Origin of the sequence: Microlunatus flavus (assembly GCF_900110855.1) — a bacterium.
Taxonomy (GTDB): domain Bacteria; phylum Actinomycetota; class Actinomycetes; order Propionibacteriales; family Propionibacteriaceae; genus Microlunatus; species Microlunatus flavus.
This window is the reverse complement of record NZ_FOFA01000001.1, coordinates 573,602-596,853: the sequence shown is the minus strand read 5'-3', so window position 1 is coordinate 596,853 and position 23,252 is coordinate 573,602. Positions and strand designations below refer to the sequence as shown.

Here is a 23,252-nt window from a genome sequence, read left to right as displayed (position 1 = left end):
GAACGGCGCTCACCAGCTCCAGAGCGCCAGCGCGAGCACCGCGGCGGTGCTGACGAGCGAGACCGTCCGGACCGGCCGGGTCGTCGGCGCCGGTGGCCGCGGCCCGCGAGCGGCGACCACGCCGAGCGTCACCACGGCGAGCGCCAGGCCACCCCACACCGCGGTGGGCAGCAGCTGCCACGGGCCGTGCACCAGCAGGACGAGCAGGCCGGTGCCGGCCGCCGCGGCCCCGTCGAGCAGCGCCCAGCCGTGGGGCGTGCGCCAGCGGAGCACCGCCGTGCCGAGCAGCAGGACGCCGAGGACGCCCCAGCCCGCCAGCCCGGCCCAGGAGACGGCCGGGCGGTCGACGCCCGGCACGGGCGCACCGGGCGTGGCGGCTGCCAGGTGGAGGGCGGCGGCGTCGACGTCCCGGCCGCTGTTCCCCAGCACCAGGACCGCCTGACCGCGGTCCCGGTCGAGGGCGAGCATCGTCCGGCTCCCGCCGGTGCCGCCGTTGTGCCACGTCACCGTGCGGCCGTCGACCTCGCGGACGTGCCACAGCAGGCCGATCCGCCCGCCGGGGATGTCGGACACGGGTTCCAGGGCGGTGGCGCCGGGTGCGGTCCCGTCGAGCAGCGCCCGTGCCCAGGTCGCGAGGTCGGCGGCGGTCGTCACGGTCGACGAGCCCGCCGGGGCGAAGGCCGGGCCGGTCCAGAAGGGGGCGCGCCACCCGTTGTCGCGGTGCGGCCGGGCGGCGCCCGCCGGCACGTCGGCGACCGTGCCGGTGACGACCGTGCCCGTCATGCCGAGCGGTTCGAGGACCCGGTCACGCAGGAGCGCGGCCCAGTCCGGCGCCCCGGCCGCCCGGGCCAGCGCGTGGCCCAGCAGGGCCACGCCGAGGTTGGAGTAGCGGTACGCGCCGCGCTCGCCCACGCCCGTCCCGCGGGACGCCTCGAGCAGGTCGACGACCGTCCCGCCGTACGGGGCGGCGTTGCCGACCACCCGGAGCAGCACCAGCGGGGCGGACGAGGTCGGGAAGGGCGGGAGGCCCGACGTGTGCGTGGCGAGCTGCCGCAGCGTGCTCTCGCCCGCGTCGCTCCCGGCGAGCTCGGGCAGGTGGCGCGCGAGCGGGTCGTCGAGGCCGACCTCACCGCGTTCCACGGCGTCGGCGAGCAGCGCGGCCGTGAAGGTCTTGGTGATCGAGCCCAGCTCGAACGGCGTGCTGGGGCCGGGGACGGCGCCGTCCACCAGGCCGAGGCCGGCGACGCGGACCTCGCCGTCGCGGACGCGAGCCGCCGCGAGGCCGACGAGCCCGCGGTCGCTGGCGAGCGACGCCCGCAGGTCGGCGGCCAGCCCGGCGTCGCCGGTGCTCGTGGGTCCGAGCGCCGGCCCACGGAACCCGAGGAGCAGGCCGAGCGTCGTGCCGACGACGAGCGCCGCCACGGCCAGGCCGGTCCTGCGCGCGGCGCTCACCGGGCCAGGCCCGCGGAGACGACGACGAGGAGCGGGACCACCCGGGGGGCCGGGACGGCCCAGGTGCCGCGCGCGACGGACTGCAGCCAACCGGCGGCGACCAGGGCGCGCAGGTGGTGGTGGAGCTGGCCGGTGGTCCCCAGCCCGTCGTCGAGGGCGAGGTCGGCCGTCGTCGTCGTCCCGTTCAGCACGCGCTGCAGCAGGCGCAGCCGGACCGGGTGGGCGAGGGCGTCGAGCACGCCGGCGGCGCTGCTCCAGTCGGACCCGCGCAGCGACTCGGCGTCGGCGCCCCACTGCCAGGTGACGTCGCCCTTCCCGACGGCCACCGTTCCTCCGAACGCGACCGCCCCGGTCGGGTGCCGCTCGCGGAGCCCCTCGACGAGCCAGAGGTCGGGCAGCGGCGACTCCTCGCTGCCGGAGGGCGGTGCGGCGGTGAGGCGCGCGAGCGCCTCCTCCAGGGCGGCGACGCGGGCTTCGAGATCAGCCATGGGCCAATAGTACGTACTTACGTACGAACGTCCCACTCGCTCGTGTACGCGTCGATCTCGCCCCGGAGCGTGGTCTTGGTCGTCTCGTCGATGAACGCCCCGTCCACGGCGGCGCGGGCGAGCCGCGCCAGGCCGGTCTCGTCGAGGTCGAGCAGGCGGGCCGCGACGGCGTACTCGCCGTTGAGGTCCGTGCCGAACATCGGCGGGTCGTCGGTGTTGATGCTGACCGGCACACCGGCCGCCACGAGCGTCGGGAGGGGGTGCGACGCCAGGTCGTCGACGACCTTGAGGGCGACGTTGGAGGTCGGGCAGACGTCGAGGGTGATGTCGTTCTCGGCGAGGTAGGCCATCAGGTCGGGGTCCTGCGCGGCGCTGATGCCGTGCTCGATGCGCTGGGCCCCGAGCGTCTCGATCGCGTCCCAGACCGTCGCCGGGCCGGTGGTCTCGCCGGCGTGCGGCACCGACCCGAGCCCGTGGGCGCGGGCCCTGTCGAACTGGTCGCGGAACATCGAGCGCGGGAAGCCCTCCTCCGAGCCCCCGATCCCGAAGCCGACCAGTCCTGGGACGTCGTGGTCGAGGGCGATGGACGCCGTCGCCTCCGCCGCCGGGATCCCGAAGTCGGCCGGGATGTCGAAGATCCAGCGCAGCCGCACCCCGAAGTCGCGCTCCGCGGAGGTGCGCGCGTCCTCGATGGCCTCCAGGAACGCCTCGGCCGGGAGCTTCTCGCCGACGCTGAGGTAGGGCGTGACCGTCAGCTCGGCGTAGCGGACCTGCTGGCCGGCCATCTCGCGCGCGACCTCGTACGTCAGCAGCCGCACGTCCTCCGCCGTCTCGACCAGCTCCACGACGGAGAGGTAGATCGCGATGAAGTGGGCGAAGTCGTCGAAGCGGAAGTAGTCGACGAGGGCCTCCGGGTCGGCCGGGACGGTGCCCGGGTGGCGCTCGGCCAGCTGGGCCACGATCCGCGGCGAGGCCGACCCCACCTGGTGCACGTGCAGCTCGGCCTTCGGCAGACCCGCGATGAAGGCGTCGAGGGTCCGGGTGGTCGCGGCGGGGTCGGTCACGGCTCCAGTCTCGTGACTGCGGCTCCTCGCTCCACCTCAGGGGTGGACGACCGGGCAGGAGCTCAGCGGGTCGCCTGCACCTGGCGCCAGGCCGCGGCCTGCTCGGCGAGGCGGCGCATCGCGAGCAGGACGGGCTCGTTGAGCACCACGCCGAGCACGACGTAGCGCACCGCGGCGGCCAAGGAGTCGAAGGGGACGCGGGCGAGCTCGGCCTCGGCGACGGAGTCCATCGCCGCGGCGTAGGCGTCCAGGACCCCGGGCGGCGACTCGAAGCCGGCCGCGCGCAACCCCTCGAGGGCGTCGGCCAGCGCCTGGTGCTCGGCGCAGGCGTCCTCGTCGACGGACCAGCCCCAGCGCTCGACCAGGGCGTGCACCTCCGGGTGCGGCCGCACCTCGACGGGACGGCGGACCGCCTCGGCGGCGACCCCGAGCAGCTCGTACGGGCTCGCCGGCGGGTCGTCGATCGCGCGCAGGACCGCGCGGGCGCGCGCGACGCTGAGGGCGCCGGGGCCTAGCAGCGAGCGCACCAGACGGAGCCGGGTCACGTGGCTCTCGTCGTAGCGGGCCTGGGTCGCCGAGGTCAGCTCGCCGGCGTGCAGCAGGCCCTCGCGCAGGTAGTACTTCACGGTCGCGACCGGCACGTCGGCCCGCCGCGAGAGCTCCGAGATCCGCACGCCCTCACCTCCTTGACATTGGACACTAACACTCCCCAATATTGGAGAGCACCACTCTCCAATCGACCGAGGAGCCGAGATGGCCGAGATCCACGCCGGACGCATGACGCACTCCCACGACGGGCCCCTCGTCGTGTTCCTGATCGGGATGCGGGTCAACAAGCCCTGGCGGCCCGACCAGTGGCTGCCGACGTTCGCGGCGATGCCGGCGATGCTCCGCGAGCTCGCCTCCGACCCGGACTCCGGGATGCTCGGCTTCCGCACCGTCGTCGGCCCCTCCGGCCCGACGGTCATCCAGTGGTGGAGCTCGAAGGAGAAGCTCTACGCGTACGCCAGCGCGCGCGACGCCGAGCACCGGCCCGCCTGGACGGCCTTCAACGCCCGGGCGCGCAAGGCTCCGGGCGTGGTCGGGATCTGGCACGAGACGTACGAGGTCAGCCGGGCCGAGTCGATCTACGTCGGGATGCCCGCCACCGGGCTGGGCCGGGCGACCTCGCTCGTCCCCGTCGGGCGCAACGCCGACCGCGCGGCCGCGCGCATGGCCGCGGGGGCGACCGGTCGCTGAACCGCCGCCCCGAGGAGTCCCGAACGAGCTCGTCGCGGGCCGACGGTTCCCTATCCTGAGCCGGTGACCGAGACGGCGACGGACCCGGCGGCGCCCGCGTCCGCCGCGGAGCGGGCGCCGGCGCCCGGCGAGCCGCAGGTCCGGCTGCCGGTCGCGGTGCTCGCGGTCGTGGCGACGATCGTGGCCGCCCTGCTGGTCGTCGCGCTGGTCGTCCGGCTCGGCGCCGACCGCCTCCCCACCGCGCCGCCGCGAGACCCGCCGGCGGCGCCGGCCACGTCCCGCCAGCTCAGCCTCACCGGACGCCAGGTCACGCTCGACGAGTTCTCGATGACGCTCCCGGGCCCGCCGTTCGCGTGCGGGACCCTCGACCAGCCCCCGCCCACCGGCTTCGCGCAGATCGCCGTCTGCTCGTCCGTCGTCCACCGGGACTACGACGGCAAGGGCAGCGACTGGGTCGCCGCGAGCGGCGTGGCGCTGCTCGCGGACTCCGCCGTGGACCCGGACCTGGCGACGACGACCGGCGACGCGTTCACCGGCCTGCTCTCCGCCTTCTACGATCCCGCCGACCATCCCTCGCCCGGGAAGCAGACCAACGGCCCCCAGCCGCTCCGGGGCCCGAGCGGGGCGGCCTGGACCGAGCAGGCCGACGTCCGCGTCGAGCGGGCCGGGCTGCCGACGCCTTACGACCGCCTCGTCGTCATCGTCGTGCGCCTGGAGAGCGGCCAGCACGTCGCCTTCTTCTCCGACTTCCCGCACGACGGCAGCAAGCAGGCCCTGCAGGCCGTGGTCGACGCCGCGAACACCCTCGAGGCGCGTCGCTGACCGACCGGGACGCCGTGGACGAGCGGCCCGGGGCCACCAGGGCGACGACTAGGGTGACCGGATGCCCGGCACCGCTCCGGCCACGTACGGCTACTTCGGTCCCGTCGGCACCTTCACCCACCAGGCCCTCCTGACGCTCGTGACCGACGAGCAGGCCGAGCTCGTCCCGTACGCGACGGTCGGGCTGGCCCTGCAGGCCGTCCGCGACGGCGAGGTCACCTCGGCGCTCGTCCCCATCGAGAACTCCGTCGAGGGCGGCGTCAGCGCCACCCTCGACACGCTGACCTACGGCGACCCCCTCGTCATCACCGGCGAGGTGCTGCTGCCCGTGCAGTTCGGGCTCTACGCGCGTCCGGGCACCACGCTCGCCGACGTCCACGTCGTGCTGACCCACCCGCACGCGGCCGCCCAGTGCCGCAGCTGGCTGGCCGCCCACCTGCCGGCGGCGGAGGTGGTGGAGCGCGGGTCGACCGCGGCGGCCGCCGCCGAGGTGGCGCGACCGGGCTCGGACGTCGACGCCGCCGTCTGCGCCGCCGTCGCCGGCGAGCTGAACGGCCTGGACGCCCTCGCCTCCGGCATCGCGGACAACCCGGACGCGGTGACGCGCTTCGTGCTCGTGAGCCGACCCGGCCCGGTGGGGGAGCCGACCGGGGCCGACAAGACGACGATGGTCCTGTTCATGCGCGAGAACCACCCGGGCGCGCTGCTGGAGATCCTCGAGCAGTTCGCCAGCCGCGGCGTGGACCTCTGCCGCATCGAGTCGCGCCCGACGCGGCGCACGCTCGGCGACTACTGCTTCTCGATCGACGCCGAGGGCCACGTCGCCGACGCCCGGCTCGCCGAGGCGATGATGGGCCTCTACCGCACCTGCGCCGAGGTCGTCTTCCTCGGCAGCTATCCCCGGGCCGACCACGAGGCCGCCGACGTGCGACCCGGCACCGCGAACGCCGACTACGCGGCGGCCGCCTCCTGGCTGGAGCGCCTCAAGGGCTGACGCCCGTCGCTTGCGGCACCGGACGTTCATCACGACGTCCACCCGCGGGTGCGAGCAGGATCAGACGTCGTCGCGCTCGGAGTTGGGGACGTTCTCGCTGGGCGCGGAGCTGGAGATGTTCTCCGAGCGGACGTCCTCGTGCTTGGGCTTGTCCTCGCCGCCCTCGTCGAGGCGGACGCTCGGCGTGGCGTCGGGGGTCGCGGGCACGGCGTCGGCGCCACCGTACGCGGCCTGCGGGTTCTCGCGGCTCGAGCCGGCCGACGAGGCCTCGCCCGGCTCGCCCTGCGGGACCGAACCGCCGCCGGCCGCGGCCGCGGGGGAGCCCTTGGCGGGTCCCTCGTCGTCACCGCCGGTGATCTTGTCGGCGACGTCGCGGACCTTGTCGAAGACACCCATGCGCCTCACGCTACCCGGCGCCTCCCAGGCGGCCCGGCGTCTGCGCGGCGCCCGCTCCGGCCGCGGACAGGTCCTGGCCCACCTCGGCCAGCTCGACGCTCGTCGCGCGCGGGGTCGCCGCGGCGCGCGGCACCCGGACGACCAGCGCGCCCGGCTGGACCTCCGCGGTCATGGTGCGGCACTCGCCGACCGTGTCGCCGTCGAGCTGGAACGCGTCCCGGCGGTCGACCGTGATCGTCACCGTGCGGCCGGTGAAGCGGTCCAGCTGGTCGTCGCCCCGGCGCTGACGGGTCACGACCCGGGTGACGACGCGGGCCCAGTCGCGGAACGTCACCGGCGAGGCGATGAGGACGTCCAGCAGGCCGTCGTCGGGACGGGCGTCGGGGATGAGCGGCAGGTTGCCCTGCAGGAAGCCGACGTTGCCGATGACGATCACGTGGGCGAGGCGCTCGACCACCTCGCCGTCGTCCACCCTGATCCGGGTGCGCAGCGCCTCGTGGTTGGCGTTGCGGGCGGCGGAGACGAAGTACGCGGCCGAGCCCACGGCCTTCTTGAGGTCGGCGTTCGTGCCGTCCATGATCGCGGCGTCGATGCCGATCCCGGCCATGACGGCGAAGTGGTGCTGGGTGTGCCGGTCCACCGTCACGGCGACCAGGTCGATCGGCTTGTCCTCCCCGTCGAGGGCCACCTCGAGGGCCAGGGCCGCGTCGAGCGGGACGCCGATGTTCTTGGCGAGCAGGTTCCCGGTGCCCGCCGGGATCAGGCCGAAGGGGATGCCGGTGCCGGCCAGGCCGGAGCAGATCACCCGGATGGTCCCGTCGCCGCCCGCCCCGAGCACGAGGTCGACGCCCTCGCGGACCGCCTGCTCGGTCATCACGTGGCCGGGGTCCTCCGGCGTCGTCTCCAGGAAGATGGTCCGCGTCCAGCCGCGGGAGCGCAGCTCGTAGTCGACCTGCCGCCGGAACGTCACCCAGTCGACGACCTTGGCGGGGTTGTAGATGACCGCGGCCCGGCGGGCGACGTGGTCGTCCGGCACCGGGACCCGGGACCGGACGATCTCGGTCACGAAGTCGTGGGGGAGCGGCACGTGGACGCCGGCGACGATGAGCGAGACGGTCGCGACGAGGCCGCCGAAGAGCGTGCCGCCGACGATGTCGCTGACCCAGTGCGCGCTGGTGACCCAGCGGTCGAGCGCCACCGTCGCGACGATCACCACGGCACCCACCTGCCAGGCGAACCGCTTGCGCACCGGCTGGCGCGTGACGGCCATGGCGGCGCCGACGGCGATCGTGGCGCACACGATCGCCGTCATGTGGCCGGACGGGTACGCGTACCCGTGGGCGGTGAGCACGTCGAGGGCCCGTTCCGGCCGGGCCCGGCGCACCACGAGCTTGAGGAGCCCGTAGCCGCCGTAGCCCAGGACGACCATGAGCACCAGGGCGGCCGTCAGCTGGCGCAGCCGGCGCTGCCAGGCCCAGACCGCGAGGCCGGCGACGGCGCCGAGCACGAGACCGGGGTAGGTGAGCAGCGCGAAGGCGGCGCTGATCTGGGCCAGCGCCGAGCCCGGGGTCAGGGGCGGGGCGAGGAGCGCGCGGTCGGCCCGGCCGAGGACGGGCAGGGCCATGACGACGCCCGTCCAGACGACGAAGGCGACCCCCAGCAGCACGGCGACGGAGAGCGCCGACAGCGCGGGGGTACGGCGGACCATGGTGGGTCCAGTATCCCGGTTGCGCGGAAGCGCCCGCCCGGCTCGTGCGCCGGACGGGGCGGGGCGGGGATCAGGCCCGTTCGGCCTCCACCAGCCGGTCGAGCGTCGCGTCCAGCTCGGCGTCGACGACCTGCTGGTCGGGGTGCGCGTCGTACCAGGCGACGATCTCGCGGGCGCCCTGCGCCCAGGTCGTCGTGGCGGCGAAGTCCGGCACGAGCGACTTGAGCTTGCTGTTGTCGAAGACGAGGGAGTGGGCCTTGTCGCCGAGCAGCCCCGCCTCCCAGTCGGGGACGGCGCGACCGATGCGGGCGGACGAGACGTGCACGATGTCGGCCTCCACGCCGGCGGCGCGGGCGAGCCCCTGGGCGACGGCGTCCCACGTCAGCGTCTCGTCGGTGGTGATGTGCACGGCGTCGCCGGGGACGCGCGGGTCGCCGAGCAGGGGCACGAACCCCTTCGCGAAGTCGCGGGCGTGGGTCAGCACCCACAGCGAGGTCCCGTCGCCGTGCACGACGACGGGGAGGCCGCGGCGCATCCGGTCGATCATGGTCCAGCCGGCGTCGAACGGGATCAGCGTCGCGTCGTAGGTGTGCGACGGCCGCACGATCGTCGCCGGGAAGCCGTCCTCCCGGTGCGCCGCCACCAGCAGGTCCTCGCAGGCGATCTTGTCGCGCGAGTACTGCCAGAAGGGGTTGCGCAGGGGCGTCGACTCGGTGATGGGCCGGTGCGCGACGGGCTTGCGGTAGGCCGAGGCCGAGCTGATGAACACGTACTGCCCGGTGCGGCCGGAGAACAGGTCGATGTCGGCCTGCACCTGGTCGGGGGTGAAGGCGCGGAAGTTCGCGACGACGTCGAACGCCTCGTCCCCGACCGCCTCCCGGATCGAGGCGGGGTCGGTGGCGTCGCCGACGAGCACCCGGGCGCCCTCGATCGCGGGCCGCGAGCTCTGCTTGCCGCGGTTCAGCAGGGTGAGGTCCCACCCCCGCTCGACCGCCAGCCGACTGCAGTCCGAGCTGATGATCCCGGTGCCCCCGATGAACAGAGCCTTCACGTCGTCCCCTTCGCCTGCCTCGTCGTGCCGCCCGCGTACGCCGCGGGCACCGGGTCGATCATGACCGCACCGCGGCCGGCCCTCCGGTGGGGGTGGTGACAGGGGCCAGGTCCGACCACGAGGATGGGGGCCTCCGAGCAGAGGGGCCCTCATGGCCGAGGCGATGCCGTTCCTGACCTTCCAGCCGAGCCGCGGCCACGGCGCCGCCGAGGCGATCGCGCTCTACACCGCGCTGTTCGCCGACGGCGAGGTCGTCTCCGAGCAGCGCCGGCCCGCCGACGCGCCCGAGGGGGCGGGGACGGTCGAGCTCGCGGAGATCGTGGTCGCGGGGCTGCACGTGCGGTTCAGCGACAGCTACGTCGAGCACGCGTGGGACTTCACACCGGCCGTCGCGCTGTGGGTCACCTGCAGCTCGCCCGAGGAGCACCGGCGCCTCGTCGACGGGCTCGCGGAGGACGGCCAGACCTTCATGCCGCTGGACGACTACGGGTTCGGCCCCTTCGCGTGGGTCCAGGACCGGTTCGGCGTCTCCTGGCAGCTCGCGGGCCCTGCTTCCTGAACGGGGTTGCTGACCAGGGGTCGCTGGATCGTCGCCGCCTCGTCGTCCGAGCGTGGGTCGTGCCTCCCCAGCCCATCGAGCGACCCCCTTTCAGCAGGCTGCCGTTTTCCTCGGCACTGGTAGCGTTACCAGGGTGACGGAGCACCCCGTCCCCGGGCTTGTCGGGGTCGTCGACGTCGGCGGGTCGCACCTGCTCGCCGCCATCGCCTGCGAGGGTGCGGACGGTCCGGTGCTCGGACCCCGGGTCCGGGCCGACGTGGATGCCGCGGCCCCGCGGGAGCAGCTCCTGGACGCGCTCACCGCACCGCTCGCCGACCTCCCGGCCCCCGCGTGGGTGTTCGCCCTGCCGGGACCGTTCGACTACGCCGCCGGGCGGGGCGACTTCACCGGCGTCGGCAAGTTCGGCGCGCTGGCCGGGGTGGACCTGCGGACTGAGCTGTCCGCGCGGCTGCGGGTGGACCCGGAGCGCGTGCGGTTCCTCAACGACGCCCAGGCCTACGGGCTGGGGGAGTGGTGGGGCACCCCGGACCGCCCCCGCCGTTCGGTCTGCATCACCCTCGGCACCGGGGTCGGGTCGACCTTCCTGGTCGACGGGTCGCCGGTCGAGTCAGGGCCGGGCGTCCCGCCGCACGGCTGGGTGCACCTGCTCCACCTCGACGGCGCTCCCCTGGAGGACCGGGTCTCGACCCGCGCCGTCGTGGCGCGCCACGCCGCGCGCACCGGCGAGACTCGTTCCGTCCGCGCGATCGCCGAGGCCGCGCGCCAGGGCGACGAGGAGGCCCGGGCGGTGCTGGCGGGGACCATGCGGGACCTCGGCCGGGCCCTCGGCCCCGCGCTGTCCGCCTTCGCCGCCGACGAGCTCGTCGTCGGCGGGTCGATGGCCCGCTCCTGGGACGTGCTGGGCGACCCGCTGGCCGCCGCGCTCGCCGAGGTGGCCGGCCTCGACGCGCTCGTCGTCCGCCCGTCGGCCCTGCTCGACGACGCGCCCCTGCTGGGCGCCGCCTGGTGGTTCAGGCGGGCCGGTCGACCTGCGTCCCCCGCACCGACGCCTTGACCGTCGCCAGGCGCTGACCGACCCCGGGCCCGTGCGGCCGAACCGTGTACGCGCCGACCGCCGCGGGCACGATGAACGTCTCGGCGTAGTGCACGACGAACGGCTCGAACGACCCGTCCGGGCTCTCGACGACCGCCTCGTCGCCCTGGACCAGGTTGAGGACGTCGACCGTGCCGCGGGTGTCGTGGCGAACCGTGCCGGTGAACCAGTGCCGGCGCACCTCGATGAACTCGAGCTCGTGCAGCCCGGTGCGCTCCTCGACCCATCCGTCGCCCGCGGCGACCTGCTCAACGCGGCCGACGAGGTTCTCCCGCGTCCAGGCCGTGTCGCGCGACCACTGGATGTTCGCCGCCGCGTGCTCGAGGTGGATCGGCCGCGGCCGCCCGTCGAGCCCAACCCGCCCCCAGTCCCACATCTTGAAGGTGAAGAGGTACGGCGTCGCCGAGATCTCCAGGACCATCGACCCCGCGCCGGAGGCGTGCACCGTGCCCGCGGGGATCAGGAAGTGGTCGTGCCGGCGGGCCGGGAAGGTGTTGACGAAGTCCTCGGCCTCGAACGCTGGCCCGCCCGACTCCGCGGCGGCGAGCGCCTCGAGCATCGCGTCGGGGTCGACCCCCGTTCGCAGGCCCAGGTAGACGACCGCGTCGTCGGTGGCGTCGAGCAGGTAGTAGCTCTCGTCCTGCGTGTACGCCATCCCGAAGGTCCGGTAGATGTAGTCGGTCAGCGGGTGGACCTGCAGCGACAGGTTCTGCCCGTCGACGGTGTCGAGGAAGTCGAAACGGATCGGGAACTCGGCCCCGAACCGGGCGTACGTCCGCTCGCCGAGCAGGTCGCGGGGCTCCATCAGGACGAGGTCCATCGCGGGCAGCTCGACCGTCGTGCCCCCGACCTGCAGCAGCAGGCTGTTCTCCTCGGGCACGCAGTCGAAGCACCACGCGTACTTCCCGTCGCCCGGCAGGCCGAAGCGGTCGCGCATCCAGTGCCCGCCCCACACGCCGGGGTCGAAGAAGGGCACCACGCGGAACGGCTGCCGCACCGCCTGCCGCAGCCCCGCCCGGACCGTCTCGGCCTCGACGAGGGTCATCGCGTCGACCGGCGGGTTGGCGTCGAGCACGTAGTCGAGCGCGTCGAAGATCTCGCGCTTGTGCCGGTCGGCGACGCGCCACTCGAGGAAGTAGCCGCGCTTGACCTTGCGCAGCGCGTCGGCGTCGGCGTCGTCGGCCCGCCAGCCCGGGGCGCCGGCCCGCTGGCGCTGCTGGATCTCCCAGCGTGCGAGGTCGGCGAGCACCAGGCAGTCGGGCTCGACCGGCAGCAGCGCGGCCCCCCAGCCGACGACGACCACGGGCCCGTCGGCGGCCCGCACCCGGGCCGCCGTGGCCTCCAGGCGCCCGGTGTCGTACAGGTCGCGCAGCCGGCGGTGGCTCATCACGCCGAACACGCGGTCGTCGGTCAGGTCGGGACCGACGAGCGCCTCGATCTGCTCGGGCGCCAGGGCGGCCTCGTCCTCGACGTCGACGACCGTCGCGCCGGGCAGCGCCGCACCCAGGGCCGCCCGTACGCCCGCCACGTCCGTGCCGGGGTAGGTGTCGACGAGCACGACCCGGGCTCCGCGCACGCGGACCTCGTCGGCGAGCCGGCGCCACGCGGCGTCGCCCGACCACGCCTGGTGGCCGGGTGCGAGCCGGATCACCGGAGCCTGGTCGTAGGTGGAGGTGGGCCCGCTCGCGGGGGCGTTCGCTGGCATGGGGGCCTTCCGGTCGTGCGGCGGCCGCCGGTCGTCGGAGGGCACCTCGCGGACCGGCGGGACTGGTAACGTTAACAGCACGGTTGAGGCAGCGCCACCGGCCTGAGCCGGGGGCGCTCGCGGGGGGTCAGAGCCGGGCGACGTCCTCGACCAGGCGGACCGGCAGCTCGACGAGGCGTGGTGCCTGCTGCTCGTCCTCGCCGGCGGCCTCGAGGCGTTCGAAGAGCATCTCGGCGGCCTGCCGGCCGAGCTCCTCGGCGTCGTGGTCGACCAGCGAGAGCGCGACCGGCGAGAGGTCGGCGAGCTCGAAGGAGTCGAAGCCGACGACCCGCGTCTGGCGCCGGCCGCCCGCGCCGGAACGGTCGCGCTCGGCCACGGCGATGGCCCGGATGGCGCCGAGGGTGTTGCGGTTGTTCGCGGTGAAGACCGCCGTCGGCGGGTCGTCCAGCGCCAGCAGCTCGGTCATCGCCTCGCGTGCGGAGTCGACGTCCTGCTGACCCTGCCGCACCAGCTCACCGACCACCGGGACCCCGGCCTCCTCGTGGGCCTGCCGGAAACCGGCGAAGCGGCGCTGCCCCGTGAACACCGACACCCGGTTGCCGAGGAAGGCGATCCGGGTGTGCCCCTCGCGCAGCAGCAGCGTGGCCGCCTCGTACGCGCCCCGGACGTCGTCGATGAGCACGGTGTCGGCGTCCACCCCCTCGACGGCCCGCGACGCGAGCACCAGCGGGACCCCGCCGAGGGCCTTGGGCTGCAGGTGGGTGGCCGGGCCCTGGCCCGACGGGACCACGACGAGCCCCTCGACCCGGCGGCCGACGAAGTCGCCCACGAGCTGGCGCTCGCGCACCGGGTCCTCGTTGGAGTTGCCCACGAGGATGCGGCGCTCGTGGCGCGCGGCGACCTCCTCGATGCCGCGCTGCAGGCCGGCGTAGTAAGGGTTCGCGATGTTGGTGATCGTCACGCCGATGAGCCCGGAACGGCGCCGGCGCAGGCTGCGCGCGTTCTCGTCGCGGTGGTAGCCGAGGTGCAGCACGGCGGCCTCGACCCGCTCGCGCAGCTCGGGCCGGACGTGCTGGGCCCCGGACAGCACGCGCGAGACCGTCATCGGGCTGACGCCGGCCTCCGCGGCCACGTCCTGCACGGTCGAGGCGCCGCTGCCCCGCGTGCGGCGACGCCCGTCCGGCGCGTCGGCTCCAGCGGTCATGCGGGGAGGCTATACCGCCCGCCACGGCGGGGGAACGACCTCTTGTGAGGGTCCGGACCAGCGTGTTAGCGTCAATTGGTAACGATAACAAGCGTCGTCGGAACCAGCCGGGCGACGAGGACGAAGGAGTTCCGCGATGAAGTTCCGCCGTGCCCTGGTAGCCACCGCGCTGCTCGCAGCAGCCTCCCTGACGGCCACGGCGTGCTCGTCGGGCAGCTCGCCCTCCTCCGCCGGCTCCCCGGGCTCCAGCAGCGAGAAGCCCACCGGGACGCTGAACTTCGTCAACGACAAGTCGTGGGACTTCAAGGCGTTCTCGACGGTGTCGCAGGCCGACATCGGCATCGGGCTGAACCCGACCACGTACGCCGACCAGAACGCCTTCGTCGCCTTCGTCAAGCAGTCGTTCCGGACGAACAAGGCGCCCGGGCTGTTCACCTGGCACACCGGCGGCCAGCTCGAGGAGCTCGTCAAGCAGAACCTGGTCGTCGAGACGACCCCGCTGTGGGACGAGGCGATCAAGCAGGGCGAGGTGGCGCCGAGCGTGCGCGACCTCTACACGATCGACGGCAAGCAGTACTGCACGCCGATCAGCGTCGACGACTGGGTCATGTACTACGACAAGAAGATGTTCGCCCAGTACGACATCAAGCCCCCGACCACCTGGGACGAGATGATGCAGGCCGCGGCGACGCTCAGGTCGCACGGCATCGCCCCGTTCTGGAGCTCGGGCGGCAACCCCTGGGCGTTCGTGTGGTTCCAGATCCTCCTCGCCGGCACCGACCTGCAGCTCTACAAGGACCTGTCCACGGGCAAGGCCTCCTACACGGACCCGCGCGTGGTCTCGGTGATGAACACCTGGCTCGACATGGAGCAGAAGGGCTACTTCTCCGACCCCGGGTCCAAGACCCAGCCGGAGGAGCAGATGAAGAGCGGCAAGCTCGCGATGATCCCGTTCGGCACCTGGTACGCCTCGACGATGGAGACCGCCGGGCTCAAGAACGGCACCGACTGGGGCGTGTTCACCATCCCGGCGGTCAACCCGGCGCAGGGCAAGACCCCCGTCGCCATCGAGACCGCCCCGGCCTGCGTCGCGGCCAAGTCCGAGCAGAAGGACCTCGGGCTGGCCTACTCCGCCTGGTGGATGACGGCCCAGGCGCAGACCGCCTGGTCCAAGCAGCAGGGCAACCTGCCCTTCAACCCGCAGGCCAAGGCGTCGACCGAGACGTTCCAGCAGGTCGGCCAGGAGCTCGCCGACACGAACAAGTACGAGACCTACCTGCGCTACTACGAGGCCACCCCGACGCCGATCCTCACCACGGCCCTCGACCAGTTCACCGGCTTCATGACCAACCCGGGCGACCCGACCAAGTACCTCCAGGGCATCCAGGACGAGGCCCAGTCCTACTGGGCGAAGAACTGAGGTGACGGCCACCTCCGAGCTGCGGGGGCCGGTGCCGTCCGCGTCCGCCCCTGCGGCCCCGGCCGGACGGCGTGGTGACGCCCGCCGGCGGCCGCCGACCAGCTACCAGGGCGCGGCGTGGGCGTTCATGGCGCCGGCGACGGTCCTCGTCGTCCTCGCCATGTACCTGCCGGTCATCTACACGGTCTACCTGAGCTTCACGACGTACGGCGGCCTCGGCAGCCCCGAGCCCGCGGGCCTGTCCAACTACGTCGAGATGTTCGCCGACACGGCCTTCCTCACCGCCATCGGCAACACGCTGGTGTGGGTGCTCGGCTCGCTGCTCGTGCCGGTCGGCATCGGCCTGCTGGTCGCGTACCTGTCCTTCGGGCTGCGGTTCGCCGGCTGGCTGCGGGTGCCGTTCCTGGTGCCGTACGCGCTGTCCGGCGTCGCCGTCGGCGTCGTCTTCTCCTTCGTGCTGCAGAACGACGGCGCGCTGTCGCAGGCGCTCGCCTACCTCCACCTGCCCGGGTCGGAGACGCGCTGGTTGCAGGAGGCGCCGCTCAACACGATCGTCATGATCCTGGCGGCGTCGTGGCAGGGGATCGGCGTGAACGCGCTGCTCTTCACCGTCGGCCTGCAGTCGATCCCCAAGGAGCCGCTGGAGGCGGCCCGGGTGGACGGCGCGTCGGGCTGGCGGCTGTTCCGCCACATGGTCTGGCCGCTGCTGCGGCCCTCGACGACGATCGTCGTCGGCCTGTCGATCGTCAACAGCCTCAAGACCTTCGACATCGTCCAGGCGATGACCCAGGGCGGTCCGAACCGGGTGTCGGAGACGCTCGGCGTGACGATGTACCGCGACACCTTCGTCAACAGCGAGTACGGCCTCGGGTCGGCCGTGGCCGTGTTCCTCACGATCATCACGGTCGCGGCGTCGATGCTCTACCTGCGTCGCCAGCTGAGCATCGGCGAGCCGAAGGGGGCCACGCCGTGACCGGCAGCCGCACGTCCCACCTCGTCCGCACGATCCTCCTGGCGGTGCTCGGGCTGGTCTGGCTGCTGCCGATCTACCTGCTCGTGGCCAACGCGGGCAAGCGGCAGGTCGACTACGACGCCGACGCGCTGTGGGCTCCGGGATCGCTGGGGGGCCTGTCGTCGAACCTGACGGCGGTGTTCACGACCACGGACGTGCCCTCGGGTCTCGGCGTGACCGTGCTCTACGCGACGGTCGCGCCGCTCATCGCGGTCGTGCTCGGCGCGACGGTCGGCTTCGCGGTCATCGTGCTCAAGCTCAAGCACGGCTTCTTCTGGTTCTTCGTCGTCTTCTGCGGCACGGTCTTCCCGCTGCAGCTGATGGTGATCCCGTGGTTCGACGTGTACGCACGGGTCGACCTCTTCGACACCCGCTCCGGGATGCTGCTGATCTACGCGATCGTCGCCACGCCCTTCTCGGCGTTCGTCATGCGCAACTTCTTCTCGGGCATCGCGGAGTCGGTTTTCGAGGCGGCCGTGGTCGACGGCGCGAACGTCGGCAGGATCTTCACCCGGATCTTCCTGCCGATGTCGACGAGCGCGCTCGTCGTCGTCTTCATCCTCCAGGCGACCTGGGTCTGGAACGACCTGCTGCTCTCGCTGATCCTCACCCAGAGCCCCGAGACCCGGCCGGTCATGCCGCTGCTCAACGCCCTGCAGTCCGTCGAGGGCGGCGGGCCCGGGTTCACGGTGATCCTCACCGCGGCGCTCGTCGTCTCCATCCCGACCGCGATCCTCTTCATGCTCACGCAGCGCTTCTTCCAGCGCGGCCTGGCCCTCGGCCAGTACTGACCTCGCTCCCGACGCTGTCGAGGGGCGGCCGGGCTGGCAGTAGGTCGGGAGGCGGCGACGCCTATCTCTTCGAGGTCCTTCGACGAGCTCAGGGAACGTCCCCTCGGCGCGCTCGACCCGACCACGATCCCTGAGCTCGTCGAAGGGCACCCCAGCGAGACGGAAGGGCCCTGCCGGAACCTCACCGGCAGGGCCCTTCCGCCGCCTTCAGCCCAGCGTCAGCCGGACCGCCCGTACGCCGGACCCCAGGAACGTCACCTCGACCGAGCCGTCCACGACCTCGAGGTCCTCCAGCGGCTCGCCGAGGTAGGTCGCGGCCGACGCAGCCTTCGTCCCCTCCGGCACCCGGAGGCGGGCGGTCAGCCCGTCGAGGGCGTTCGAGCGCAGCCGGACGAGCACGCTGCCGTCCGCGTCGTGGCGCAGCCCGACGAGCTGCACGCGCTCGTCCGACAGCCCGAGCAGCGACCCCTCGGCCGGCGCCGCGCCGTCGGCCCGCTCGGCCACGACGGGTCGCAGCGGCTGCACCAGCGACTCCGCCGTGCGCGAGGCGAGGGCGGGGGCGTCGCCCGTGCCCACCGCGACCCGGTAGCGCAGGTCGGTGTCGAAGGCCTGCTGGACGGGGAAGTTCGTATCCCAGATGTTGTTGTGGACCCACGAGAAGACGGTGCCCGGCTCCTCCGTGCGCAGCGTCGAGCCGAAGGGGACGTACGGCAGCGCCAGCGTCCGCAGCTCGACGAGCGGCACCTCCGCCGTGGCCCAGCCGGCCGCGGCCTCGCCGTCCTGCACGGAGACGAAGTGCCGGATCGCCCGCATGTACTCCGCGCCGCCCGGGACCTGGGGCACGTCCGGCCCGGTCAGCCCGCCGGCCGACTCCTCGAGGACGCCCGGCGCGCCGTCGTGGGCGAAGGGGAAGGCGAAGAACGCGCTCTCCTTGTCCCAGGTGCTGTCCTTCGACAGCCGGTTGGTGATCTCCAGGTGCGCCACCCCGGCGGGCAGCCGGTAGGTGACCTGCAGCGAGCGGGCGCTGCCGACCTCCGGGCGCACGACGACCTGCTCGCCGCGGGCGTCGCGGGTCGCGCTCACGACGGCCGCGGGTCCGGCGACCTCGCGGCTGCTGATCAGCGCCATGTTCCCCGAGTCGGCGAACTTCGAGGAGTTGTGGTTCGACCGGCCGATGGTGGCGTAGCGGTCGTAGACGTAGTGGTTGAAGCCGAAGGCGCTGCCCGCGTCGACGACCTCGCGCCCGGTCCGCTTGTCGACCAGGGAGGCGAGCGTGCCGTGGCGCAGGTCGATCCGGGCGACGAGGTGCTCGTTCTCGAGCACGGTCGGGTCGGCCAGGTCCTCCGCGGCGTCCGGGCCCTGCTCGGCGGACCGCACGTCCACCCGGACGAAGCCGACGGCCCCGACCCAGTCGAGGCGGACCCGCAGGTAGCGGCCGAGCCCGCGGCTGCCCGCCGGCTCGGGGCGCTCGGTGTGGGGGAGGGCGTCGCCCGTCCGGCCGTCCACCAGCGTCACGGCCTGCGTGAGCGGCACGACGCCGGCCGGCAGGAAGACCTCCAGCTCGTCGGTGCGGGCCGCTCCGGTCGGGTTGACCGCGTACACCGACACCAGGGCGTCGGGGTGGCGGCCAAGGTGCCCGGCCAGCGCGGCGGTGGAGAGCTGCAGCGCCCGGTCGGACTCGTCGACGGCGGCGTACGCGCGGGCGACCTTCCAGTACCACTGGTGCTCGCCCGAGGACGAGCCGTGGTCCTCGTGCTCCCAGGAGTTGGAGGCGCCCCAGGTGTGCTCGTCCCACAGCGCCAGCTGCCGGTAGCCCTCGTCGGGGTCGACGACAGGCTCGGCCACCTCGTCCGGCGCCAGCAGGTGGGCGGCGGCCCCGAGGATCTGCGCGGCGGCGAGGTCGTTCTGCGCCTTGCGGCCCAGCCCGACCGGCGCGACGGCCGAACCGACGCCGTGCGCCCACCAGTCGTTCCAGTCGCCCGTGCAGGTCGGCAGCTCGTCGCCCGAGCGTTCCATCGCCGCGTCGAAGAAGGCCTCGTTGGTCGACACGCGCAGGTGCGGGAAGAGCCAGCGCGCGTTCCACTCCTCGACGATGTCGCTGACCGCGCGGCTCGGGCCGGCGTTGTCGCTCCAGCGGCCGTGCGTGCGCAGGTGCAGCACGTCGCCGCCGAACGGCGGGCGCTCGTTCACGTCGGCCCCGCCGTCGAGCCAGCCGAAGATGCTGCCGACCGGCATCGGGTAGGGCTTCGTGCCGAGTGAGGCGAGGTAGGCGCCGAAGATCTGGCTGGCCACGTCGTACGACTCGTGGAACCCGACCATCGGGCCCTCCATGTAGGCGAGCCCGTGCGGGGTGTCGGTGCGCCAGACGACGACCTCCCCGCCCTCCGGGCCGCGCCAGCGGAACAGCCGCGGCAGCGCCATCTGGCCCTGGCCGTCGGGGTAGGAGCGGCCGGCCCAGTTGTGCGCGACGCTGAGGAAGCGCACGCCCAGCTGACTGAGCGCGTCCGGCAGGCCGACCACGTGACCCGGGACGTCGGTCTGCATGGCGGTGCGGAACTCGACGCCGTAGCGGCGCTTGAGCTCCAGCGCCGGGCGCAGCAGCTCGTGGAGCTCGTCGGTGCTGCAGATCTCGGTGTGGAGGTTGAAGGGCATCGCCGAGAGCGAGACCCGGTTCTCCGCGACGCGGCGCAGCAGCTCGTCGCGGGCGCGCGGCGGACGGTTCGCGAGGTAGTCGGTGACGCTGAACAACGCCTCCTCGTTCCACCGGAACCGGGCGTCGTCGTCCAGGTCGTCGGTCTCGCGGGCGAGCCGGAGCACGTCGTCGAGGTAGGACAGGTGCTGCGCGCGGACCACGTGCTGACGGTCGGTGTAGCCGATGTCGAGGTGGCTGTGCTGGACCAGGTGCACCTCGTAGTGCCGCGGCGGGCGCAGCACGGTCTCGAGCGTGATGGTCTCCTCGCCCACCTGTGCGGTCACCCGCAGCGGGGTGGGGGAGGACACCTCGGGCACCAGCAGCCGTACGCCGCCCCCGCCGATGCGCTCGTGGCCGACCGCGAGCTCGGTGCCGTCGAGCTCGACCCGGGTCCGGCCGGTGTCGATCGCGGCGACCTGCGCCACGCCGTCCGCCAGGGGCTGCAGCCGCACGGACTGGACGGTGCCGCGCCCGTCGGCAGCGACCAGCGGCTCGGCGATGAGCCCGACCACGCCGCGCTCCACCCGCGCCGACGCGTCGACCGCGTGCTCGAGCAGCTGGCGCCGTTGCAGGGAGGCGTCCCAGACCGGGCTCGGCGCGAGGAAGCGCTCCGAGCTGGCGAACGACGAGTCCCAGACGGGGGGCGGCTCGGGCAGGGCATGCGAGGTCATGACGGGCCTTTCAGGGTCGACGGCGACGGTACTGGTAACGTTACCTTCGTGTTGTCGAGGTCGGTAGGCGGCCCTTGGTCGTGCGCCGCGCGGAATTCTGACCGCTCGATCTCGGTAGCCCTCGCCCGCTGAGCGCGGTCGACACCTCCAGCGTCCGACGAGAGGTCAGAATTCCGCGCCGCCCCGTCGGCCGTCGGAACGACGACGGGGCGAACAGCCGCCTCGCTAGGCTGAACCGCGTGATCGACGTCCAGGTGCTGCGCACCGACCCTGACCGCGTCCGTGCCTCCCAGGCCGCGCGCGGGGAGTCGGTGGAGCTCGTCGACGACCTGCTGGCCGCCGACGAGGCCCGCCGCGGGGCGATCGCCCGGTTCGAGGTGCTGCGGGCCGAGCAGAAGGACCTCGGCCGGCAGATCCCGAAGGCCTCCGGCGACGAGCGCGCCGCGCTGCTGGCGCGCACCAAGGAGCTCGCCGACCTCGTGAAGAAGGCGGACGTGTCCGCGGCCGAGCTGGGGACCGCCTTCACCGGGCTGCTCGAGCAGGTCGGCAACCTCGTGGGCGAGGGGGTGCCCGAGGGCGGCGAGGACGACTACGTCGTGCTCGAGACCCACGGCGAGCCGCGCGACTTCGCCGCCGAGGGCTTCGAGCCCAAGGACCACCTCGAGCTCGGCCAGCTCCTCGGCGCGATCGACGTCGAGCGCGGCGCGAAGGTGTCCGGCTCGCGCTTCTACTTCCTCACCGGCCAGGGTGCCGAGCTCGAGCTCGCCCTGCTGAACCTGGCCATGAGCACCGCGCTGCGCAACGGCTTCACCGCGATGATCCCGCCGGCGCTGGTCAAGCCCTCGGCCATGGCCGGGACCGGCTTCCTCGGCCAGGCGGCGCAGGACGTCTACCACCTCGAGACCGACGACCTCTACCTCGTCGGCACGGCCGAGGTGCCGCTCGCCGCGTACCACTCCGACGAGGTCCTCGACGCCGCGTCGCTGCCGCTGCGCTACGCCGGCTACAGCCCGAGCTACCGCCGCGAGGCCGGCTCGTACGGCAAGGACACCCGCGGCATCTTCCGCGTGCACTGGTTCGACAAGGTCGAGATGTTCGTCTACTGCGCGCCCGAGGACGCCGACGCCGAGCACCAGCGGCTGCTGGCCTGGGAGAAGGAGTTCATCGACGCGCTCGAGATCCCGTACCAGGTGCTCGAGCTGGCGGGCGGCGACCTCGGCCTGAGCGCGGCGCGCAAGTACGACTGCTACGCCTGGCTGCCGACCCAGAGCCGCTACCGCGAGATCACCTCGACCTCGAACTGCACGCAGTTCCAGGCGCGCCGGCTGAACATCCGCTCCCGCTTCGGGACCGGTACGGCCCCGGTCGCGACCCTCAACGGCACGCTGTGCGCGATGACCCGGACGATCATCATGATCCTGGAGAACCACCAGCAGGCCGACGGTTCCGTCCGCATCCCCGCCGCGCTGCGACCGTTCCTGGGCGGGCGCGAGGCGCTCGTCCCGACGCGGTCGGCCTGAGCCCCGCGATGACCTCGTACGCCCCCGACGACCGGGCCGGCTGGCGACCCCGGATGGTCGCCCTCGACGTCGACGGCACCGTCGTCGACCGTGACGGCGTGCTCGGTCCGGACATGGCCGACGCCATCAGCAAGGTCGTCGCGGCCGGGGTGCCGGTCGTCCTGGCCACGGGCCGTGCCTGGCACAGCACCCGTGAGCTCGTCGAGCTGCTCGGCCTGCCGGCGGGCCCGACCGTGTGCTCGAACGGCGCGGTGATCGTGTCCTACCCGCCGCAGGAGATCGTCCAGGCCGTGACGTTCGACCCGCGCGAGGTCATCGAGCGCGTCGAGTCGTTCGCCCCCGGCACCTTGATCGCGGTCGAGGAGATCGGGCGCGGCTTCCGGATGAACGAGCACTTCCCCGAGGGCGACCTCACCGGCGAGCTGGTCGTCCAGAGCGCCGCGGAGCTGGGCGCGGAGCCGGTCACGCGCATCATCCTGCGCGACCCGCGACGGTCGGTGGACGAGTTCGTGACGCTCGCGAAGCACCTCGGCCTGCAGGGCGTGACCTACTTCGTGGGCTGGAGCGCCTGGCTCGACATCGCGCCCGAGGGCGTCAACAAGGCGACGGCGCTCGCCCAGATCGCGGCCGACCTGGGCATCAAAGCCGAGGACGTCCTCGCCGCCGGCGACGGGCGCAACGACATCGAGATGCTCCAGTGGGCCGGTCGCGGGGTGGCGCTGGCCGAGGCGCCGCCCGAGGTCCGGGCCGTCGCGGACGCGGTCAGCGTCCCCTTCCTCGAGGGCGGGCTCGTCCCCGAGCTGCTGCGCTGGTTCGGCTGAGCGCAGCCGCAGGAGGGCCGGTCAGCGGTAGCGCTGGCGCCGGCCCAGGTGGCCGATCACCAGCAGCCAGATGATCGGGCCGAAGAAGATCGGCCCGTGCAGGGCGATCGACGCGACGACGGCGAGCACGAGCACCGGCACCAGCAGCAGGACGGTCGCCGACACCCCGGCCCGGACGGCCGGGCTCCCGGGCTGGCGGCCCCGGCGCGCCACCTCGGCGCCCGGAGGCTTCGGCAGGTCGCGGAACAACGCCTCGAGGTCGCGGTCGAAGCGCGCCCCCATCGCCGTCTCGCTGCGCTCGTCGAACTCCTCGCGCGTCAGGCGGCCGGCGGCGAAGTGGTCCCCGAGCCGGTCGAGGGCCTCGTCGCGCTCGGCGTCGCCGATCCGGACGGGTTCGGCGGCCGGCTGGCTCGCCGGGCGTACGGGGTAGGTCCACACCCCCATCGCCCAGGGAGGCGTGCGGCCGGGCAGCTGATCAGTCATCCACGTCCTTCGCTGGCGTCCTCGCTCCCCTTCGACGGTAGCGCGGCGAGACCCCGGAACCGGTCCT

21 protein-coding genes are annotated in these 23,252 nt (G+C 73.6%); 10 read left to right on the top strand and 11 right to left on the bottom strand.

Features of this window, described 5'->3' with window-relative positions:
• Nucleotides 1-9: 9 nt before the first annotated feature.
• From BMY04_RS02905 to BMY04_RS02890, 4 genes are all read right to left on the bottom strand, one after another.
• The gene (locus BMY04_RS02905; RefSeq protein WP_170853959.1) at nucleotides 10-1,452 is read right to left on the bottom strand and encodes a serine hydrolase domain-containing protein; all 1,443 of its coding nucleotides are present in this window, start codon (nucleotides 1,450-1,452) and stop codon (nucleotides 10-12) included.
• On the bottom strand, nucleotides 1,449-1,940 hold the full coding sequence (locus BMY04_RS02900) for an ArsR/SmtB family transcription factor (RefSeq protein ID WP_091177581.1): 492 nt from the start codon (nucleotides 1,938-1,940) through the stop codon (nucleotides 1,449-1,451). The genes BMY04_RS02905 and BMY04_RS02900 overlap by 4 nt, the downstream gene beginning before the upstream one ends.
• A 17-nt stretch (nucleotides 1,941-1,957) precedes the next feature.
• Nucleotides 1,958-3,004, bottom strand: a complete 1,047-nt coding sequence (locus BMY04_RS02895; protein ID WP_091177580.1) for an adenosine deaminase — start codon at nucleotides 3,002-3,004, stop codon at nucleotides 1,958-1,960.
• 62 nt (nucleotides 3,005-3,066) lie between these two features.
• Entirely contained in the window at nucleotides 3,067-3,678 is a 612-nt protein-coding gene (locus BMY04_RS02890; protein WP_091177579.1) for a MerR family transcriptional regulator, read from the bottom strand.
• A 79-nt stretch (nucleotides 3,679-3,757) separates the two neighbouring features.
• Here BMY04_RS02890 and BMY04_RS02885 point away from each other — a divergent pair, with 79 nt between their 5' ends.
• The 3 genes from BMY04_RS02885 (at nucleotide 3,758) to pheA (ending at nucleotide 6,059) form a co-directional block, all read left to right on the top strand.
• Entirely contained in the window at nucleotides 3,758-4,243 is a 486-nt protein-coding gene (locus tag BMY04_RS02885) for a DUF4188 domain-containing protein (RefSeq protein WP_091177578.1), read from the top strand.
• A 63-nt stretch (nucleotides 4,244-4,306) separates the two neighbouring features.
• Nucleotides 4,307-5,065, top strand: coding sequence for a hypothetical protein (locus tag BMY04_RS02880; RefSeq protein WP_091177577.1), 759 nt, complete (start codon nucleotides 4,307-4,309; stop codon nucleotides 5,063-5,065).
• Between the two features lie 61 nt (nucleotides 5,066-5,126).
• On the top strand, nucleotides 5,127-6,059 hold the full coding sequence (pheA, locus tag BMY04_RS02875) for a prephenate dehydratase (RefSeq protein ID WP_091177576.1): 933 nt from the start codon (nucleotides 5,127-5,129) through the stop codon (nucleotides 6,057-6,059).
• Nucleotides 6,060-6,119: 60 nt separating this feature from the next.
• Here pheA and BMY04_RS02870 read toward each other — a convergent pair whose 3' ends face one another.
• The 3 genes from BMY04_RS02870 to BMY04_RS02860 form a co-directional block, all read right to left on the bottom strand.
• Complete coding sequence (locus tag BMY04_RS02870; protein ID WP_091177575.1) at nucleotides 6,120-6,455, bottom strand: hypothetical protein; 336 nt, start codon at nucleotides 6,453-6,455, stop codon at nucleotides 6,120-6,122.
• A gap of 10 nt (nucleotides 6,456-6,465) precedes the next feature.
• The gene (locus BMY04_RS02865; RefSeq protein WP_091177574.1) at nucleotides 6,466-8,163 is read right to left on the bottom strand and encodes a bifunctional phosphatase PAP2/diacylglycerol kinase family protein; all 1,698 of its coding nucleotides are present in this window, start codon (nucleotides 8,161-8,163) and stop codon (nucleotides 6,466-6,468) included.
• A 70-nt stretch (nucleotides 8,164-8,233) separates the two neighbouring features.
• On the bottom strand, nucleotides 8,234-9,214 hold the full coding sequence (locus BMY04_RS02860) for an SDR family oxidoreductase (RefSeq protein ID WP_232506059.1): 981 nt from the start codon (nucleotides 9,212-9,214) through the stop codon (nucleotides 8,234-8,236).
• A gap of 151 nt (nucleotides 9,215-9,365) precedes the next feature.
• Here BMY04_RS02860 and BMY04_RS02855 point away from each other — a divergent pair, with 151 nt between their 5' ends.
• Both BMY04_RS02855 and BMY04_RS02850 read left to right on the top strand, forming a co-directional pair.
• On the top strand, nucleotides 9,366-9,773 hold the full coding sequence (locus BMY04_RS02855; protein ID WP_091177572.1) for a VOC family protein: 408 nt from the start codon (nucleotides 9,366-9,368) through the stop codon (nucleotides 9,771-9,773).
• Nucleotides 9,774-9,906: 133 nt separating this feature from the next.
• Nucleotides 9,907-10,827 (top strand): ROK family protein, encoded by a 921-nt coding sequence (locus BMY04_RS02850; protein ID WP_139209720.1) that lies wholly within the window; start codon nucleotides 9,907-9,909, stop codon nucleotides 10,825-10,827.
• Here BMY04_RS02850 and BMY04_RS02845 read toward each other — a convergent pair.
• The gene (locus BMY04_RS02845; protein WP_091177906.1) at nucleotides 10,784-12,571 is read right to left on the bottom strand and encodes a class I mannose-6-phosphate isomerase; all 1,788 of its coding nucleotides are present in this window, start codon (nucleotides 12,569-12,571) and stop codon (nucleotides 10,784-10,786) included. The two genes, BMY04_RS02850 and BMY04_RS02845, sit on opposite strands and share 44 nt — an antisense overlap.
• A gap of 127 nt (nucleotides 12,572-12,698) precedes the next feature.
• The gene (locus BMY04_RS02840; RefSeq protein ID WP_091177570.1) at nucleotides 12,699-13,775 is read right to left on the bottom strand and encodes a LacI family DNA-binding transcriptional regulator; all 1,077 of its coding nucleotides are present in this window, start codon (nucleotides 13,773-13,775) and stop codon (nucleotides 12,699-12,701) included.
• Between the two features lie 136 nt (nucleotides 13,776-13,911).
• Between BMY04_RS02840 and BMY04_RS02835 the strand changes: the two genes are divergently transcribed.
• Genes BMY04_RS02835 through BMY04_RS02825 form a run of 3 tightly spaced genes read left to right on the top strand, consistent with a single transcriptional unit; the run spans nucleotide 13,912 to nucleotide 16,998 of the window.
• On the top strand, nucleotides 13,912-15,195 hold the full coding sequence (locus BMY04_RS02835) for an ABC transporter substrate-binding protein (protein ID WP_091177569.1): 1,284 nt from the start codon (nucleotides 13,912-13,914) through the stop codon (nucleotides 15,193-15,195).
• A 1-nt stretch (nucleotide 15,196) separates the two neighbouring features.
• The gene (locus tag BMY04_RS02830; protein WP_198409900.1) at nucleotides 15,197-16,168 is read left to right on the top strand and encodes a carbohydrate ABC transporter permease; all 972 of its coding nucleotides are present in this window, start codon (nucleotides 15,197-15,199) and stop codon (nucleotides 16,166-16,168) included.
• The gene (locus tag BMY04_RS02825; RefSeq protein WP_091177568.1) at nucleotides 16,165-16,998 is read left to right on the top strand and encodes a carbohydrate ABC transporter permease; all 834 of its coding nucleotides are present in this window, start codon (nucleotides 16,165-16,167) and stop codon (nucleotides 16,996-16,998) included. Before BMY04_RS02830 ends, BMY04_RS02825 begins: the two co-directional genes overlap by 4 nt.
• A 207-nt stretch (nucleotides 16,999-17,205) precedes the next feature.
• On the opposite strand, the gene BMY04_RS02820 is transcribed toward BMY04_RS02825, so the two are convergent.
• A complete protein-coding gene (locus BMY04_RS02820; RefSeq protein WP_091177567.1) occupies nucleotides 17,206-20,361 on the bottom strand; it encodes a glycoside hydrolase family 38 N-terminal domain-containing protein in 3,156 nt (1,051 codons plus the stop codon).
• Between the two features lie 239 nt (nucleotides 20,362-20,600).
• Here BMY04_RS02820 and serS point away from each other — a divergent pair, with 239 nt between their 5' ends.
• Nucleotides 20,601-21,881 carry a serine--tRNA ligase gene (gene serS / locus BMY04_RS02815; RefSeq protein WP_091177566.1) on the top strand — a complete coding sequence of 427 codons (1,281 nt, stop codon included), beginning with the start codon at nucleotides 20,601-20,603 and terminating at the stop codon, nucleotides 21,879-21,881.
• A gap of 8 nt (nucleotides 21,882-21,889) precedes the next feature.
• Nucleotides 21,890-22,702 carry an HAD family hydrolase gene (locus BMY04_RS02810; protein WP_232506058.1) on the top strand — a complete coding sequence of 271 codons (813 nt, stop codon included), beginning with the start codon at nucleotides 21,890-21,892 and terminating at the stop codon, nucleotides 22,700-22,702.
• Between the two features lie 21 nt (nucleotides 22,703-22,723).
• On the opposite strand, the gene BMY04_RS02805 is transcribed toward BMY04_RS02810, so the two are convergent.
• On the bottom strand, nucleotides 22,724-23,185 hold the full coding sequence (locus tag BMY04_RS02805; protein ID WP_198409899.1) for a DUF1707 SHOCT-like domain-containing protein: 462 nt from the start codon (nucleotides 23,183-23,185) through the stop codon (nucleotides 22,724-22,726).
• Nucleotides 23,186-23,252 lie beyond the last annotated feature (67 nt).

Excerpts from the sequence above, each read along its gene's own strand:
- BMY04_RS02885 (WP_091177578.1), top strand. The coding sequence starts at position 3,758 with ATGGCCGAGATCCACGCCGGACGCATGACGCACTCCCACGACGGGCCC.
- BMY04_RS02900 (WP_091177581.1), bottom strand. The coding sequence starts at position 1,940 with ATGGCTGATCTCGAAGCCCGCGTCGCCGCCCTGGAGGAGGCGCTCGCG.
- BMY04_RS02870 (WP_091177575.1), bottom strand. The coding sequence starts at position 6,455 with ATGGGTGTCTTCGACAAGGTCCGCGACGTCGCCGACAAGATCACCGGC.
- BMY04_RS02810 (WP_232506058.1), top strand. The coding sequence starts at position 21,890 with ATGACCTCGTACGCCCCCGACGACCGGGCCGGCTGGCGACCCCGGATG.
- BMY04_RS02845 (WP_091177906.1), bottom strand. The coding sequence starts at position 12,571 with ATGCCAGCGAACGCCCCCGCGAGCGGGCCCACCTCCACCTACGACCAG.
- BMY04_RS02820 (WP_091177567.1), bottom strand. The coding sequence starts at position 20,361 with ATGACCTCGCATGCCCTGCCCGAGCCGCCCCCCGTCTGGGACTCGTCG.
- BMY04_RS02840 (WP_091177570.1), bottom strand. The coding sequence starts at position 13,775 with ATGACCGCTGGAGCCGACGCGCCGGACGGGCGTCGCCGCACGCGGGGC.
- BMY04_RS02865 (WP_091177574.1), bottom strand. The coding sequence starts at position 8,163 with ATGGTCCGCCGTACCCCCGCGCTGTCGGCGCTCTCCGTCGCCGTGCTG.
- BMY04_RS02855 (WP_091177572.1), top strand. The coding sequence starts at position 9,366 with ATGGCCGAGGCGATGCCGTTCCTGACCTTCCAGCCGAGCCGCGGCCAC.
- BMY04_RS02805 (WP_198409899.1), bottom strand. The coding sequence starts at position 23,185 with ATGACTGATCAGCTGCCCGGCCGCACGCCTCCCTGGGCGATGGGGGTG.
- pheA (WP_091177576.1), top strand. The coding sequence starts at position 5,127 with ATGCCCGGCACCGCTCCGGCCACGTACGGCTACTTCGGTCCCGTCGGC.
- BMY04_RS02835 (WP_091177569.1), top strand. The coding sequence starts at position 13,912 with ATGAAGTTCCGCCGTGCCCTGGTAGCCACCGCGCTGCTCGCAGCAGCC.